Genomic DNA, 14,623 nt, shown 5'->3' with positions numbered 1-14,623 from the left:
TGAAGTTACAAAATATTATATTGTAAAAAAATAAAAGCCAGTAAATGAATGGATACACTCATTTACTGGCTATATTTTAGGATTTATATCCTTGAATTTGTTAATTAATCAATAGATATAAATTTCTAATACTTCACATTTATTATATTTTATTTCTTTTTATTTTTCTTTGATACTACTTGTGTGTTCCCTGCTTTTTTACCAGAAGTTTCTTTGTTTTTACTCATTGCTTCAATCATTGGTGCAACTTCTTTTTTAGCGAGTTTAGAGTAGTACATATTAGCCAATTGTGTTTGTACAATTAAGAATGCCGCACTGACTGACCAATATAATCCTAATGCTGATGCTGAACTTAATGAAATCCAAACGATCATAATTGGTGAAATGATCATCATCATATAACCCATTTGTCTTTGTTCATTTGGCATACTCTTACTAGAAACAAATGCTTGTAAGAAGTATAATATTCCGGCAATTATCGTAATCCAAATATCTGGATGTGATAAGTTAAACCATAAGAAATTAGGATGCTCAGTAAATCCACCCTTAGAAGGATATTTTAATACGAAGAATAATCCCATGATGATAGGCATTTGAATTAACATCGGTAAACAACCTAACATACTCTTCATTGGATTCATATCATATTTCTTATAAACTTCCATCATTTCTTGGTTTGCTGCCATTTTTTCTTCTTGTGTGCGTGAGCGTTTAACTTTTTCTTGAATTGCGTCGATATCTGGCTTTGCAACTTTCATTTTTTCACGCATCATATGACTATTTTTATAGTTTGATAGCATGAATGGTAATAATACGACACGGATTGCTAATACAAGTACAATGATTGCTAGACCGTAGTCATTGTTAAAACTTGATCCTAGCCAATGAATAAGTTTATCCATTGGTTCTACAAATGTATTAAAGAAAAATCCGTCTCTGTTTTCAGGTTTTGAATAGTCACAGCCTGCTAAAAAGACCATTACACCTAAAAGCAAAGGTAGTAGTGCTTTCTTCTTCATTTTTCCACCTCTAATGATTTATTCACATAGAATTTATTTTATCATACTCAAAGAGAAGTAGAAATCAAAAACAGTGAATTTTATATATTATTCAACAGTTTGTAAAAATTGTCGAACAGTATTTGAAACTGAACTACTTTGAGCAATAGCAGAAATCACTGAAACGCCATCTGCGCCATGCTGCATAATTGTATTTGTATTATCTATTTGTATACCACCTATTGCCACAATTGGTAAATCTCCAACATGTGCACGTAAAGTTGGTATCATTGAAGGACCTACCGGTGCATTAGCATCCTTTTTAGATGAAGTTTGATACATCGGACCAACACCAATATAATCAACATGTGTAAGGTCAGATTGTTGATACTCATCTTCATCACTTATGCTCAAACCAATAATTTTATCTTGAAACTGAGTTGCAAATACATTAACTGACTGATCATCTTGTCCAACATGTACACCATCCGCATCGATTTTACGAGCTAGTTCAATATCATCATTAACTATAAATGGTACATTGTAAGCACGACATAATTCTAATAACTCTATTGCAAGTTTTTCTTTATCATTCCCTCTTAAAGCTGTAGCACCCTTTTCTCTAAATTGGAACATCGTTATACCGGCACTTAAAGCTTCTTTTAATACATGTTGAATCGTAGTTGCTTCCGGAATATCTTGTGTCCCACATATAAAATATAATTTTAATTGTTGTTTATCAAACATCCTTATACCTCTGTTCTACGATTTGATTTTAAATAATCATCATATGAAATATGATATAACGCGTCTAGTAATGCTGTCATAAATGATGCCGGTCCTTGATGACCTGCCAGTTGTTCCGCTGCTTCAGCTGCAATATTATAAATAGCAACCGCTTCTTCTAATTGCTGTATTTGTACCTTTCCCTTTTCAGTTAAAAAGGCCCCTACAATAGCACCTAATAAACAACCCGCACCAGTTATACGTGTCAGTAATGAAGAACCATTTGACAATTGAATCACTTTGTTATCCTGCGCTATAATATCTTCTTTACCTGTAATTACAATCGCTGTTTGTAATTGATCAAGTGCTTTACGTGCGATATCTATTGCATCTAAATTCACATCACTATCTGTACCTTTCATCGTTGTTTCATCATCGATTAGTGTTAGTACTTCAGAAGCATTACCTTTAATGACTGCGATATCAATTTCCTCTATAAATTGCTTACAGAACTGTTTTCTAAAATCAGATGCACCAACTGCAACTGGATCAAATATCACAGGTGTACCAACTTTATTTGCAATTTTAGCAATTTCTAACATATCTTTCGCTCTATCTTTAGTAATTGTGCCAATATTGATTAATAATGCTTGTGCAACGGATAACATTTCTGTCGCTTCTTCAGGTGCTTCACTCATTGCCGGACTTGCCCCTAAACTCAGTAAGCCATTTGCAGTAAAATGCTTAACAACGTCATTGGTATAACAAATAATTAATGGCTGCATGGTTTTTATCTTATCTAAATTATTCATCATCTAACCCCACTTCTTTCATATATGCAAAGTGATTTACTGGTCCTCTACCTTGTCCGATTTCTGGTGTATGTTTAATACTTAACGCTATAAAGTTTTTAGCTTTTTGCACAGCAGCATAAATTGATTTGCCTTTGGCTAATTCTGCTGTAATAACTGCTGAAAATGTACAACCTGTACCATGTGTATGCTTTGTTTCATAACGAGGTGAATCGAACGTAAAAACGTCTTCCGTGGTAAACAAGTAATCTTTAGCAGTCGTTAAATCTGTAGAATGTCCACCTTTTATCACAACACCTTTACTTCCAATTTCTTCGATAAATAACTTTCCTGCTTTATATATATCTGCTTCAGAATTAATCTTAAATCCAACAATTTCCTCTGCTTCCGGGATATTTGGCGTTGCAACAGTGGCATATGGTAATAAGATATTCTGTAAATCTGCTTTTGCTTCGTCATCCATTAAGGCATCTCCACTTTTTGCAAGCATCACTGGATCTATGACATATGGAATTTCTGGATATGCTTGTAAATATTGTGCAATTAACTCCATCATTTCTTTAGATGCAATCATCCCTGTCTTTATAGCTTGAGGCAATTCATCATCAAAGACACTTTCTAATTGTTCTTTTAACCATTCTGTTTCTAAATTATGAATATGTTGTACGCCCTTTGTATTTTGAGCAACAATACTTGTTATTGTCGCCATACCATAAACACCACATGCATGAAATGATTTCAAGTCAGCCATAACACCTGCTCCGCCTGTAGGATCAGTACCTGCTATTGTCAAAGCTATTTTAGGTTTATTCATCTTTATCTCCTCCAAATGACCATGCCTCTTGATTATAAGACATTGCAAAAAAGTTTTTTTCATGTATCGTACTTTGTAAAAATGATTCTTTAATTTCATTTCGTTCTTCTTTACTAACATGTGCTGTTAATTTATTCATTAAATCATCAAAGACTTTAACCAATTCATCCATTTCAGTACTGTAAAAGTCAAACCATTGTTTTAAAATTGAATCTGTATTTAATTCTGGATCTTGAAGTGCTCTATTAGCAATCACTTGATATACATATGGGCAAGGTGCCATAGCAGCTATTGTATATGCTGCATTTTCTTTAGCAAAGGCATAATAATACATATGTTTTATATAATGGTCTCCACTTGGGGGCCAAACCTTTTCTTTAACGATTTCATCATATGGAGCTTGCACATAATCCGCAAGAATTTCGTGTGCTTCAACTTCACCATCTACTATAAATTGAATTTGTTCAACTAAGAACTTAACATCTGTCAATTCAGGCATTTTTGGTATCAACAATGCATATATATTCGCAAATTCCTTCAAATAAGACGCATCTGCTCTTAAATAAAATTTTGTCGCCTCGTACGACAACTCTCCATGGAGCATGTCTTGGATAAATGGTTCATCATATATGTCATTTAAAATAGGTGCTGCTGCTTTTTTTAATTCTTCTGAAAATAACAAAATCAAAGTCCTCCTATAATAAAAAAAACTACATTCCAACAATAGGAATGTAGTAAATCTATAGAAGTCGTAACAAAACATGACCTACTATAAATTGCACTACTTTCCTACGTTGGTACTAACCAAATCAGGTTGTAAGGGTCTGAATTTATTCATCTCAGCCATTTGGCTCCCCTAGTAGTATTTTTTAATCTTTATATTTATTTAAACATAACAAAATGTTTATAACATTGCAATAAAGTCCAATTCACAAAATAAGCTCACCCCTAGTCTGGAGTGAGCTTAAAATAACTTATTTCATATATATTATGCAGTTACCCATTGTGAAGCACCAGCTGTATTATATAATTTAACTGCTGCTGCGTCTTGAACTGATTCTGGAGCTTCTGTTGGAGATACGCCTTTGTACTCATCAGGAGCTACTGAATCCCAAGTGCTTTGTAAGAATTGATATTTACCTGCTGCACCTGTTGAAGGATTAACAGCTTTTAAATCTCCGCCTGATTCACGTTGAGCGATTTGTTGTAAATGACTATTTACATTTACTGAAGAACCAGTTGATTCTTCACTACTTGAACTTTGTTGTGTTGAAGCTTGTTGTGTTGTTGCTTCTTGTTGTGGTTGTTGTGTTTGTTCAGTTTGTGGTGCTGCTTCTTGAGCTGGTTGTTCAGTTTGTGTAGTTGTTTGTTGTTGTGGTTGTTCAACTTCAGTTGAACCAGAATTATTATTTGAAGCGCCTTCGCCATAACTCCATGACCATGTTTCACCATTTGATTCAAAGTTATAGTTGACACCGTTTAAGTTAAAGTTATAGTTATATGAACCTTCATGTACTGGAGATTCATTTAATTGTTGTGGATTTGATTGAGCTAATTGCGCTAACTCAGCTTTATTAACTCCTTGTTCTGAAGCGTCTGCTGAATTTCCTGCTGCAACGCCTGTTACTCCTAAACCTACTGCTAATGTTGATGCAATTACTGTCTTTTTCATTTCTAAAAATTCCTCCTATAAGGTAATTAGTTTTATGATTAATTTGCTAAAGCAACTATAACATTCAAAACATACCTGTAGGTTACAGAGAAATAAAAAAACAACAGTCTTTTTTACATCCTAGTTACATCAAAAAAATTATATATTTTTTGAATTTAAACTGTTTTAGATTGCTATGAAAGCTTTTAAGCGTTTGTGATTGTTATTAACTGCGTAATATTATTGTAATTTATCTGACTATTCAGTCAATAAAAACTGTCACAACAGTGTTTTTTGGTGTGTTATTACACTCTATTTGAATGTGATTATCTTTATTTTCAACATGACAAAAGCTATCCTTCTCAATTTCAATCATTAGAGAAGAATAGCCTGAAAAGTATAATGAATAGTAGGATTAAATGTATATTAATTTGAATGGATTATAAAAGGGATTATTTGTTATAAAGTGGATGTATTAAACAATTTCAAATAATTTATTGTTTGCTATTTCAGATTGTTCGGTTAAATGTTGTTGCGCATCTAGTGGGATAGTTTCATAAAGTGATGTACTTTCTTTCGTAGCACGTTTAGACATGAACTTAATTGATTCGACAAATATTTCAGATACAAAATGTGTCTGACCTTCTTTCTCATATTTACTAGATTGTAACTTACCAGTAACGCCGACTAGTGAACCTTGGTTGATATAGTGTTCAATATTATGAGCTAGTTTACCGAATGCTTTACAATATAAATAATCACAAATGGTATTCTGATCTTTGTCTTTGTAACTCCGATTAACAGCTACACAGAACGTAGCTAATTTCTTTCCCTCCTTCTCATATATTTGTGGGTCCTTTGTCAGTCTACCGACAATGACAATGTTATTAATCATGTGTCACCTCCTTCATAGCCTTATCATATGCAAAGCTGTCTTTATAGTCAAAACACAATTATATAAATATATTAAGAGTAGATTCATCACATTTTTATAAATATTACCTTTCTCAATTAAAATTACGTTATAATACTACTATAAATAGAAATATCGTAGATTTTAAAAATTATAATTGGATGTGAAGACGATGAAGACCTTTAAAGCCGTTCGATTTCAAATTGTATCAGAAAATGGTGGTGTAACTGAATACGAATTAGATGATGGTGTCATTATCAATAAAGAGAGTAGTGGCACTGGCTGGTTGCTTGAAATCGTCATTTCAGATTTTCATTATGAAACAATGAAAAAATATATGGACGATGAAACACTACTAGATATCCGTGTAGTTATTACACGTCCAGCCAATGATCCTGCATTGTTTGATGCCACGATAAAACATATTAGTAAATTGGAACAAGCACAGTCGATTTCGGTAGTTTTTGAATGTCATATTTATACATTGAGACAAGTTTATGCTGAAAGCTTATTAGAACAATTAATCGATGAAGGATTATCTGGAGAAGAACTCAAGAAATCATTTAATAGAATGATGCAATCTAAACCTCGATTAAAAGATGAAAAGTTTGAAAAAGAATAAAAATAAAATAACCGTAAAAGTTATAGTATTTACATACATAAAACTTTTACGGTTATTTTTATTATTTACTATCTTGTAGGGCAAATGTTAGTTCACAGCTACATGCAACTTGTCCATCTACAGTTGCTTTAGCATTACCTTTACCAATTGGCCCTTTCATCTTCGTAATTTCCACTTCTAATCTTAAAGTGTCTCCAGGAGTTACTTGCTTTTTAAATCTGCATTTATCGATACCTGCAAACAAAGCTAACTTTCCTTTATTGGCTTCATTGTTTAACATTGCGACTGCACCTGTTTGAGCCAAAGCCTCAGTTATCAATACACCAGGCATTACCGCATATTCTGGAAAATGTCCTTGGAAAAATGGTTCGTTTCCTGAAACTTGCTTTATCGCTACGCAACGTTGCCCTTCTTCATATTCGACAACACGATCAATCAATAAAAATGGTTGTCTATGTGGGATGATTTCCTTAATTTGATTGTAATCAAAAATTGTTTCCATGACTTGTTTCCTCCAACTCAATATTCATTGCTGTTTCATATCGTACTATGATTAGTCTTGAGTACGTTTAATATCTGCACCTAATCCATTAAGTTTACCATGTAAATCAACATATCCTCTATCTAAGTGCTTTAATTCTGTAACTTGTGTTACACCATCTGCAACTAATCCAGCTAAGATAAGTGCTGCAGCTGCACGTAAGTCTGTTGCTTTAACTTGAGCACCTTGAAGTTGACTCTTACCTTCTATTTTAGCACTTCTACCTTCTACAGTAATACGTGCATTCATACGTTTAAATTCTGCAACATGCATAAATCTGTTTTCAAATACTGTTTCTGTAACTACTTTATGACCTTCAGCAGTCAACAGTAATGCCATCATTTGTGATTGCATATCAGTAGGGAATCCTGGATGCGGAAGTGTCTTAATATCTACAGGTTTTAACTCACCTTCTGCTTTAACATGTATAGAATCACCGTTGTATTCTAATTCCACACCCATTTCTTCTAACTTATATAGTAAGCTTGTCATATGTTCTTTAATTGCACCATGAACAATAATGTCACCACGTGTAATTGCACCAGCAATAATCAATGTACCTGCTTCGATTCTATCTGGAATAATTGAATGTTCTACTCCATGTAATTTCTCAACGCCGTGAATCGTAATCGTGTCAGTTCCTGCGCCAATTACATTTCCTCCCATTTCATTAATGTAATTAGCAAGATCGACGATTTCAGGTTCACGTGCAACATTTTCAAGCACAGTCTTACCTTCTGCAAGTGATGCAGCCATAATAATATTTTGAGTAGCACCTACACTAGGAAAATCTAAATGGATTGTTGTACCTTTCAAACCATCTTTAGTAGTCGCATAAATGAAACCACCATCCATATGAATTTCTGCACCTAGTTCTTCAAAGCCCTTGATATGTTGCTCAATAGGTCTTGAACCAATTGCACAGCCACCAGGAAGTGCTACTTTAGCATGTCCTAATCTCGCTAATAATGGTCCCATTACTAAGATGCTTGCACGCATCTTACTTACGTATTCATATGGCGCTTCTTCATTTAACTGTTTCGTTGCATCAACTGTTACAGCATCTTCTTCTTTATTATAAGATACTTCAGCATTTAATGTTGAAAGTACGTTATTAATTGTTTCAACGTCACTCAATGCTGGAACATTTAATAATTTACTTTCACCATCAGATGCTAGTAATGATGCAGTTAGTATAGGTAATACCGCGTTTTTTGCACCAGATACCTTAACTTCCCCTGTTAATCTATTTCCACCTTTAATTTCTATCTTATCCATCTTAAAATCCTCCACTTTACTACTTATAAATATTTTCATCTAATTTTATTTAATTCATGATTCTTCCAAATCATTATATCTAGTATTTTAAAAAAGGTACAAGCATTTGAACTATTGTGCCAAATATTTTATTTGTGTTGAAAATTGTAATAAATCTACAAGAAAATTACTTACAGCAGTACCTAATAAAATAGCTAAAAATATCATACAGATTTGAATTTGTAAGGGATACCCCTTTTTAAAAAACTGATCTAATCTCACTGCGTTTAAAGCCCAATAAGCAATACAAATACAAATAACATGCAAGATTAGGTGAACTATTGAAAATTGTGCCATGTATTCCATAATTTCTGCACCTCACTATTCAATTCACTATCTACTTATTTTACATGAAATAAGCTTGAAAAGATACTTAAGCAGTAAATTAGATACACGATTAAATTACACTATATTATTTTTCCCGAATTTAAAGTAGTTTACTCATTTTAAAATAGATTAACGTATACAATTTCACCAAAAAAAATGAAGCTCCTTAAAATTAAGGAACTTCAATTTCATAAATCTATTGTAAATTAGCAACACGAATACGGTTATTTGCGCGTTCTAGTGCACGTTTGGCTCTATTAATGTCACTATTACCATTGCTATCGTTTAAATGCGACTCTGCTTTAGATTTAGCTTGTTCAGCTCTTGATACATCTATATCATTTGCAGGTTCTGCAGTTTGAACAATAATAGATAACTTATCTTGTCTAACCTCGACAAAACCTTCACTCACTGCAATATATTCTGAACCGCCATCAAAGTTAATTTTGGCATAGCCAATTTCTAGCGCTGCAACTGTAGGTATATGTCCATACATAACCCCGATGTCACCAGCAGTTGTTTGCAAAACTGCTAGCGTTACATCGTCTCGGTCGTAAACAGAACCATTAGGAGTGACAATATTAAGGCTTAATGTATTACTCACTATCCATACCTCCTAATTTTTAAACTTCAACACCCATATCTTTTGCTTTTGCGATTACATCTTCCATGCCACCGACTAAACGGAACGCATCTTCAGGAATATGATCGTATTTACCATCAAGGATTGCTTTGAAGTCTTCTACAGTTTTCTTCACTGGTACATAAGATCCCTTTTGACCAGTAAATTGTTCAGCTACATGGAAGTTTTGTGATAAGAAGAATTGAATACGACGTGCGCGTTCAACTGTTTGTTTATCTTCTTCAGATAACTCATCCATACCTAAAATAGCTATGATATCTTGTAGCTCTCTATACTTTTGTAAAGTAGCTTGGACATTACGTGCAATTTCATAATGTTCTTGTCCAACAATTGTAGGCTCAAGTGCTCTTGAAGTTGAAGCCAGTGGGTCAACTGCTGGGTAAATACCCATTTCAGTTAACTTACGCTCTAAGTTTGTTGTAGCATCTAAGTGAGCAAATGCCGTTGCTGGTGCAGGGTCAGTATAGTCATCGGCAGGTACGAATACCGCTTGGATTGACGTTACAGAACCTTTATTCGTTGACGTAATACGTTCTTGTAATTGACCCATTTCAGTAGCAAGTGTAGGTTGGTAACCTACTGCTGAAGGCATACGGCCTAATAATGCTGAAACCTCAGAACCAGCTTGTGTGAATCTGAAGATATTATCGATAAATAGTAAAACATCTTGCCCTTCTTCATCACGGAAATACTCAGCCATAGTTAAACCAGAAAGTGCTACTCGCATACGAGCACCAGGTGGTTCGTTCATTTGACCAAAGACCATCGCTGTCTTCTTAATAACACCACTATCGCTCATCTCGAAGTATAAATCATTACCTTCACGTGTACGCTCTCCTACACCGGCAAAAACGGAAATACCACCGTGTTCTTGTGCGATATTGTTGATTAATTCTTGAATTAAAACGGTTTTACCTACACCGGCACCACCGAATAATCCGATTTTACCACCTTTAATATATGGTGCTAACAAATCAACAACTTTAATTCCTGTTTCTAAAATTTCAACTTTTGTTGATAATTGATCAAATGCAGGAGACTCTCTATGGATAGGGTCACGTCTGACAGAGTCATCAATTTTTTCTTCTAAATCAATTGTATCTCCAAGAACGTTAAACACTCTACCTAATGTTGCGTCACCTACAGGAACGCTAATACTTTTACCGGTATCTTTAACTTCTGTACCACGCTTTACGCCATCAGTCGAATCCATAGCGATCGTACGAACTACGTCATCACCAAGTTGTAATGCTACTTCTAATGTTAAAGAAACTGTTTCATCGTCTTTTACAACTTCAACTTCTAAAGCATTATTAATTTCCGGAACTTCATTGTGTTCAAAACGAACATCAATTACTGGACCCATAACTTGTGTTACACGGCCTAATCCCATGCTATTTTCCTCCTTTAATTATTATTCAAGTGCAGCTGAACCACCAACAATTTCAGTGATTTGCTGTGTAATTGCTGCTTGTCTCGCTCTGTTATATTCTAGTGATAAATCATCAATAAGTTCTGTCGCATTATCTGATGCATTTTTCATAGCTGTCATACGTGTTGCATGTTCACTCGCTTTTGCATCTAATATTGTTCCGTATATTAAACTCTCAACATATTGAGGTAGTATGACACTCAATATTGATTCTTTGTCTGGTTCAAATTCATAAGATGACATTTGACCATGACCTAAACTTGAATCTTCTGGAGATAATGGAAGTACGGTCTTCATTGATGGTTTATGTTCTAATACACTGACGAAATGACTGAAGTAAATTTTAACTTCATCTACTTCTTCATCGCTATATAAATCAATTGCTTTTTTAGCAATCGCTTGTATTTCTTTAAAAGAAGGTTGATCAGGAACATCAACTAATGATTCTTTGATGTCATATCCTTTATTCTTTAGAAAATCTACACCAACTTGGCCTAAGACCAAAATAGTATACTCATCTTTGCTGTTATGTTTCTGTTCGATATCTTTGAGTAGACGTTTTAACACGTTCGCATTATAAGCGCCAGCAAGACCTTTATCACTGGTAATTACTAAATATCCACTTTTCTTTACTTCACGTTGCTTTAACATAGGATGATGTGTATGTTTATTCGCACCAGCTACTGCTGTTATCGCATCTTGCATTTTTTCCATGTATGGTCTAAATTGTTTCGTGTTTTTCTCAGCACGACGCAATTTCGAACTCGATACCATGTTCATTGCCTTCGTAATTTGTTTCATCTTTTTTGTTGATTTTATACGTGTATCTATCTCTTTAAGAGAGGCCATTATCTCACCACCTTTATTTTACTTTACGATATTATGCTTCTGTTTTACTGAAACTCTTTTTAAAGTCTTGAATTGCAGTTTCAAAAGTTTCGTCGCTTGGTAAGCCACCTGAAGTTTTAATTTCATTTAATAACTCTGATGCATTTGATTTAGCCCATTGGTTGAATTCCTCTTCAAAACGAGTAATATCAACAACTGGAATATCGTCTAAGTATCCTTTAGTTAATGCATAAATGATTAACACTTGGTTCTCTACAGGTAGTGGTTTGTTTTGATCTTGTTTCAACACTTCAACAGTACGTTTACCACGTTCTAATTTTTGAGCTGTAAATTCATCTAAATCAGAACCAAATTGAGCAAATGATTCTAATTCACGATATGACGCTAAATCTAAACGTAACGTACCTGCTACCTTTTTCATAGCTTTAATTTGTGCAGAACCACCTACACGTGATACAGATTGTCCTGCATTAATCGCAGGGCGAACACCTGAGAAGAATAAATCAGATTGTAAGAAGATCTGACCATCTGTAATAGAAATTACGTTTGTAGGTACATAAGCTGAAATATCTCCAGCTTGTGTTTCGATGATTGGTAACGCAGTGATTGAACCGCCACCTAATTCATCATTTAACTTTGCAGCTCTTTCTAATAATCTACTATGTAAGTAGAAGACATCACCTGGGTATGCTTCACGACCTGGTGGTCTACGAAGTAATAATGAAAGTTCACGGTAAGCTGATGCTTGTTTTGTTAAATCATCATAAACAATTAGTACATCTTTACCAGCAAACATAAATTCTTCACCCATTGTCACACCAGCATAAGGTGCAATATACAACATTGGGGCTGGATCAGCTGCAGACGCTGAAACGATAATTGTATAATCTAACGCGCCTTCTTGTCGTAATTTTTCAACGTTAGCTCGAACTGTTGAATCCTTTTGACCAATGGCAACATAAATACAAATTGTATCTTGATCATGTTGATTAAGTATTGTATCTATAGCAACTGTTGTTTTACCAGTTTGACGGTCACCAATGATTAACTCACGTTGACCTCTACCGATAGGTACTAACGCATCGATGGCTTTAATACCTGTTTGTAATGGCTCGTCAACTGATTTACGATCCATAACTCCAGTTGCTTTCTTTTCGATTGGGCGTGTCTTTGTAGTATTGATTGGACCTTGTCCATCAATTGGTTGTCCTAGTGGATTCACTACGCGACCTACTAGCTCTTCACCAACAGGCACTTCCATAATACGTCCAGTACGTTTTACTTCGTCCCCTTCTTTGATGTCTGCGTATGGTCCTAAAATCACGACACCAACATTTGATTCTTCTAAGTTTTGAGCTAAACCTAGAACGCCGCTTTTAAATTCTACTAGCTCTCCAGCCATAACATCATTTAATCCGTGGATTAATGCAATACCATCACCGATTTGTAAGACCGTACCTACATCGGTAACAGAAGTTTCTGACTCATAGTTTTCTATTTGAGAGCGAAGTAATGCACTGATTTCTTCAGCTTTAATGGCCATCTATGTCACTCCTCCAATTTTTTATTTCACTCGTATAAATTGCTTTTCTAATTGAGCAAGGTCATTCTGAACGCTTGCATCCATTACTTTTGTACCAACTTTAATTCGAACGCCACCGATTAACTCTGGGTTAATATGATTCGTTAACATCACTTTTTCTAAGTTAGTACGCTTTTTGATAATTGTCTCGATTTGGGTTAAATCATCTTCAGATAAAGCATAAACAGATTCGACAACTGCAAAATCTTGCTTATGATGTAGATTATATAATGCTTCAAAAGCCTTAAATATTTCATGAATATACGAAAGATGGCGATTTTTAGCTAATATTTTCAACATATTAAGTAAATACTGATTCGTTTCGCCAAAGACTAACGTCACAAAACGGATGCGTTGTTCAGCATCCTTTTGTGGGTCCTCATCTAATTCTTTTAATTTTGTAGTTTCTGGTTCTACAGCGCTATCTATTGTTGAAAATGATTCATACATTGTCTCTAGTTCATTATGATCAACAGCGGTATCAAATAATGCTTTGGCATATTTTTTTGCTATCTTAGCCATTATTTATCGCCTGCCTCTTTTATGTACTTTTCAACTAATGCTTTTTGATCTTGCTCTGAAATTTCTTTTTGTAAGACTTTAGATGCGATTAATACTGAAAGCTCAGAAACTTGATTATTAATATCAGCGATAGCACGTTCTTTTTGACTATTGATTTCATTTTGTGCAGTTTCGATCATGCCGTTAGCTCTAATATTAGCTTCGTGAATAATTTCTTCATGTTGTTTGCGCGCTTGAATTTTAGATTCTTCTAGAATTTTATGAACCTCTTCTTGTGTTTCTTTTAGCGTTTGTTTGTTTTGTGCTTCTAATTTTTGTGCATTTAATTTTGCTTGTTCAGCATCGTCAATATCTTTATTAATATCACGTTCACGTTGATCCATAACTTCTTTTAAAGGACCCCATGCGAACTTTTTCAATAAAGCTAGTAAGACTAAAAATGTTATAGCTGTAACGATTATTGTTCCCCACTGAACGCCTGTAGCTTCGGTTGCACCAAGCACAAACATGTTTGTCGTAGCAGTCACTTACATAGACACTCCTTTCATTCAAATTAATCGTAATTCTTTAAGATAAAACGAACGGCGAAAGTCGGAATCGACTTCGCCTTTAACTAAAATTGTAATTACATGAACATTACGATGAATGAAATAACAAGACCAAGGATTGGTAATGCCTCAACTAAACCGATACCGATGAACATAATTGACATCAATTGTCCACGTGCTTCTGGTTGACGTGCTACACCTTCTACTGTTCTAGATACAATAAGACCGTTACCAATACCTGCACCAAGTGCTGATAAACCAATTGCGATTGCTGCTGCGATTAAATTCATTTATAAAATCCTCCTAATTTTTCTCTTTTTTTATTT

The 14,623-nt window shown here is 34.4% G+C and carries 18 protein-coding genes and 1 riboswitch; of the genes, 1 reads left to right on the top strand and 17 read right to left on the bottom strand.

Annotation, left to right across the window (positions count from 1 at the left end):
- Window positions 1-149 precede the first annotated feature (149 nt).
- The 7 genes from yidC to ACY191_RS14065 form a co-directional block, all read right to left on the bottom strand.
- Window positions 150-1,019 carry a membrane protein insertase YidC gene (gene yidC / locus ACY191_RS14095; protein ID WP_042739524.1) on the bottom strand — a complete coding sequence of 290 codons (870 nt, stop codon included), beginning with the start codon at window positions 1,017-1,019 and terminating at the stop codon, window positions 150-152.
- A gap of 87 nt (window positions 1,020-1,106) precedes the next feature.
- The gene (thiE, locus tag ACY191_RS14090) at window positions 1,107-1,745 is read right to left on the bottom strand and encodes a thiamine phosphate synthase (RefSeq protein WP_107641701.1); all 639 of its coding nucleotides are present in this window, start codon (window positions 1,743-1,745) and stop codon (window positions 1,107-1,109) included.
- Window positions 1,746-1,747: 2 nt separating this feature from the next.
- Window positions 1,748-2,536 (bottom strand): hydroxyethylthiazole kinase, encoded by a 789-nt coding sequence (gene thiM / locus ACY191_RS14085; RefSeq protein ID WP_229366890.1) that lies wholly within the window; start codon window positions 2,534-2,536, stop codon window positions 1,748-1,750.
- Complete coding sequence (thiD, locus tag ACY191_RS14080; RefSeq protein ID WP_042739527.1) at window positions 2,529-3,350, bottom strand: bifunctional hydroxymethylpyrimidine kinase/phosphomethylpyrimidine kinase; 822 nt, start codon at window positions 3,348-3,350, stop codon at window positions 2,529-2,531. The genes thiM and thiD overlap by 8 nt, the downstream gene beginning before the upstream one ends.
- Complete coding sequence (gene tenA / locus ACY191_RS14075) at window positions 3,343-4,032, bottom strand: thiaminase II (RefSeq protein WP_229366891.1); 690 nt, start codon at window positions 4,030-4,032, stop codon at window positions 3,343-3,345. Before tenA ends, thiD begins: the two co-directional genes overlap by 8 nt.
- A gap of 87 nt (window positions 4,033-4,119) precedes the next feature.
- Window positions 4,120-4,218: riboswitch (TPP riboswitch) on the bottom strand.
- 120 nt (window positions 4,219-4,338) lie between these two features.
- On the bottom strand, window positions 4,339-5,022 hold the full coding sequence (locus ACY191_RS14070; RefSeq protein WP_229366892.1) for a transglycosylase family protein: 684 nt from the start codon (window positions 5,020-5,022) through the stop codon (window positions 4,339-4,341).
- A 454-nt stretch (window positions 5,023-5,476) separates the two neighbouring features.
- Window positions 5,477-5,896 carry a single-stranded DNA-binding protein gene (locus ACY191_RS14065; RefSeq protein WP_229366893.1) on the bottom strand — a complete coding sequence of 140 codons (420 nt, stop codon included), beginning with the start codon at window positions 5,894-5,896 and terminating at the stop codon, window positions 5,477-5,479.
- 190 nt (window positions 5,897-6,086) lie between these two features.
- On the opposite strand from ACY191_RS14065, the gene ACY191_RS14060 reads away from it, so the two are divergent.
- Window positions 6,087-6,536, top strand: coding sequence for a YwpF-like family protein (locus ACY191_RS14060; protein ID WP_042739531.1), 450 nt, complete (start codon window positions 6,087-6,089; stop codon window positions 6,534-6,536).
- A gap of 61 nt (window positions 6,537-6,597) precedes the next feature.
- On the opposite strand, the gene fabZ is transcribed toward ACY191_RS14060, so the two are convergent.
- The 10 genes from fabZ to atpE all read right to left on the bottom strand — a co-directional run bounded on the left by fabZ (window position 6,598) and on the right by atpE (window position 14,587).
- The gene (gene fabZ, locus ACY191_RS14055) at window positions 6,598-7,038 is read right to left on the bottom strand and encodes a 3-hydroxyacyl-ACP dehydratase FabZ (protein ID WP_042739532.1); all 441 of its coding nucleotides are present in this window, start codon (window positions 7,036-7,038) and stop codon (window positions 6,598-6,600) included.
- 51 nt (window positions 7,039-7,089) lie between these two features.
- On the bottom strand, window positions 7,090-8,355 hold the full coding sequence (murA, locus tag ACY191_RS14050) for a UDP-N-acetylglucosamine 1-carboxyvinyltransferase (RefSeq protein WP_042739533.1): 1,266 nt from the start codon (window positions 8,353-8,355) through the stop codon (window positions 7,090-7,092).
- A gap of 111 nt (window positions 8,356-8,466) precedes the next feature.
- The gene (locus ACY191_RS14045; RefSeq protein WP_042739534.1) at window positions 8,467-8,700 is read right to left on the bottom strand and encodes a DUF1146 family protein; all 234 of its coding nucleotides are present in this window, start codon (window positions 8,698-8,700) and stop codon (window positions 8,467-8,469) included.
- Window positions 8,701-8,917: 217 nt separating this feature from the next.
- Window positions 8,918-9,325, bottom strand: coding sequence for a F0F1 ATP synthase subunit epsilon (locus ACY191_RS14040; RefSeq protein WP_042739535.1), 408 nt, complete (start codon window positions 9,323-9,325; stop codon window positions 8,918-8,920).
- Between the two features lie 19 nt (window positions 9,326-9,344).
- Window positions 9,345-10,757 (bottom strand): F0F1 ATP synthase subunit beta, encoded by a 1,413-nt coding sequence (gene atpD, locus ACY191_RS14035; RefSeq protein WP_042739536.1) that lies wholly within the window; start codon window positions 10,755-10,757, stop codon window positions 9,345-9,347.
- 21 nt (window positions 10,758-10,778) lie between these two features.
- The gene (atpG, locus tag ACY191_RS14030; RefSeq protein ID WP_042739537.1) at window positions 10,779-11,645 is read right to left on the bottom strand and encodes an ATP synthase F1 subunit gamma; all 867 of its coding nucleotides are present in this window, start codon (window positions 11,643-11,645) and stop codon (window positions 10,779-10,781) included.
- 31 nt (window positions 11,646-11,676) lie between these two features.
- Window positions 11,677-13,188, bottom strand: a complete 1,512-nt coding sequence (gene atpA, locus ACY191_RS14025; RefSeq protein ID WP_042739538.1) for a F0F1 ATP synthase subunit alpha — start codon at window positions 13,186-13,188, stop codon at window positions 11,677-11,679.
- Between the two features lie 21 nt (window positions 13,189-13,209).
- A complete protein-coding gene (locus tag ACY191_RS14020; RefSeq protein WP_042739539.1) occupies window positions 13,210-13,749 on the bottom strand; it encodes a F0F1 ATP synthase subunit delta in 540 nt (179 codons plus the stop codon).
- Window positions 13,749-14,276 carry a F0F1 ATP synthase subunit B gene (locus tag ACY191_RS14015; protein ID WP_042739540.1) on the bottom strand — a complete coding sequence of 176 codons (528 nt, stop codon included), beginning with the start codon at window positions 14,274-14,276 and terminating at the stop codon, window positions 13,749-13,751. Before ACY191_RS14015 ends, ACY191_RS14020 begins: the two co-directional genes overlap by 1 nt.
- A 98-nt stretch (window positions 14,277-14,374) precedes the next feature.
- Window positions 14,375-14,587 carry a F0F1 ATP synthase subunit C gene (gene atpE, locus ACY191_RS14010; protein WP_002510315.1) on the bottom strand — a complete coding sequence of 71 codons (213 nt, stop codon included), beginning with the start codon at window positions 14,585-14,587 and terminating at the stop codon, window positions 14,375-14,377.
- Window positions 14,588-14,623 lie beyond the last annotated feature (36 nt).

The sequence above is a fragment of the Staphylococcus sp. TCBT05 genome (assembly GCF_055179755.1).
The sequence above is the reverse complement of the archived record's forward strand: the minus strand, read 5'-3'. Positions and strand labels throughout refer to the sequence as shown.

Bases quoted from the DNA above. Each gene is read 5' to 3' on its own strand.
- yidC (WP_042739524.1), bottom strand. From the start codon at position 1,019: ATGAAGAAGAAAGCACTACTACCTTTGCTTTTAGGTGTAATGGTCTTT.
- thiE (WP_107641701.1), bottom strand. From the start codon at position 1,745: ATGTTTGATAAACAACAATTAAAATTATATTTTATATGTGGGACACAA.
- thiM (WP_229366890.1), bottom strand. From the start codon at position 2,536: ATGAATAATTTAGATAAGATAAAAACCATGCAGCCATTAATTATTTGT.
- thiD (WP_042739527.1), bottom strand. From the start codon at position 3,350: ATGAATAAACCTAAAATAGCTTTGACAATAGCAGGTACTGATCCTACA.
- ACY191_RS14070 (WP_229366892.1), bottom strand. From the start codon at position 5,022: ATGAAAAAGACAGTAATTGCATCAACATTAGCAGTAGGTTTAGGAGTA.
- ACY191_RS14065 (WP_229366893.1), bottom strand. From the start codon at position 5,896: ATGATTAATAACATTGTCATTGTCGGTAGACTGACAAAGGACCCACAA.
- ACY191_RS14060 (WP_042739531.1), top strand. From the start codon at position 6,087: ATGAAGACCTTTAAAGCCGTTCGATTTCAAATTGTATCAGAAAATGGT.
- fabZ (WP_042739532.1), bottom strand. From the start codon at position 7,038: ATGGAAACAATTTTTGATTACAATCAAATTAAGGAAATCATCCCACAT.
- murA (WP_042739533.1), bottom strand. From the start codon at position 8,355: ATGGATAAGATAGAAATTAAAGGTGGAAATAGATTAACAGGGGAAGTT.
- ACY191_RS14045 (WP_042739534.1), bottom strand. From the start codon at position 8,700: ATGGAATACATGGCACAATTTTCAATAGTTCACCTAATCTTGCATGTT.
- atpD (WP_042739536.1), bottom strand. From the start codon at position 10,757: ATGGGATTAGGCCGTGTAACACAAGTTATGGGTCCAGTAATTGATGTT.
- atpG (WP_042739537.1), bottom strand. From the start codon at position 11,645: ATGGCCTCTCTTAAAGAGATAGATACACGTATAAAATCAACAAAAAAG.
- atpA (WP_042739538.1), bottom strand. From the start codon at position 13,188: ATGGCCATTAAAGCTGAAGAAATCAGTGCATTACTTCGCTCTCAAATA.
- ACY191_RS14020 (WP_042739539.1), bottom strand. From the start codon at position 13,749: ATGGCTAAGATAGCAAAAAAATATGCCAAAGCATTATTTGATACCGCT.
- atpE (WP_002510315.1), bottom strand. From the start codon at position 14,587: ATGAATTTAATCGCAGCAGCAATCGCAATTGGTTTATCAGCACTTGGT.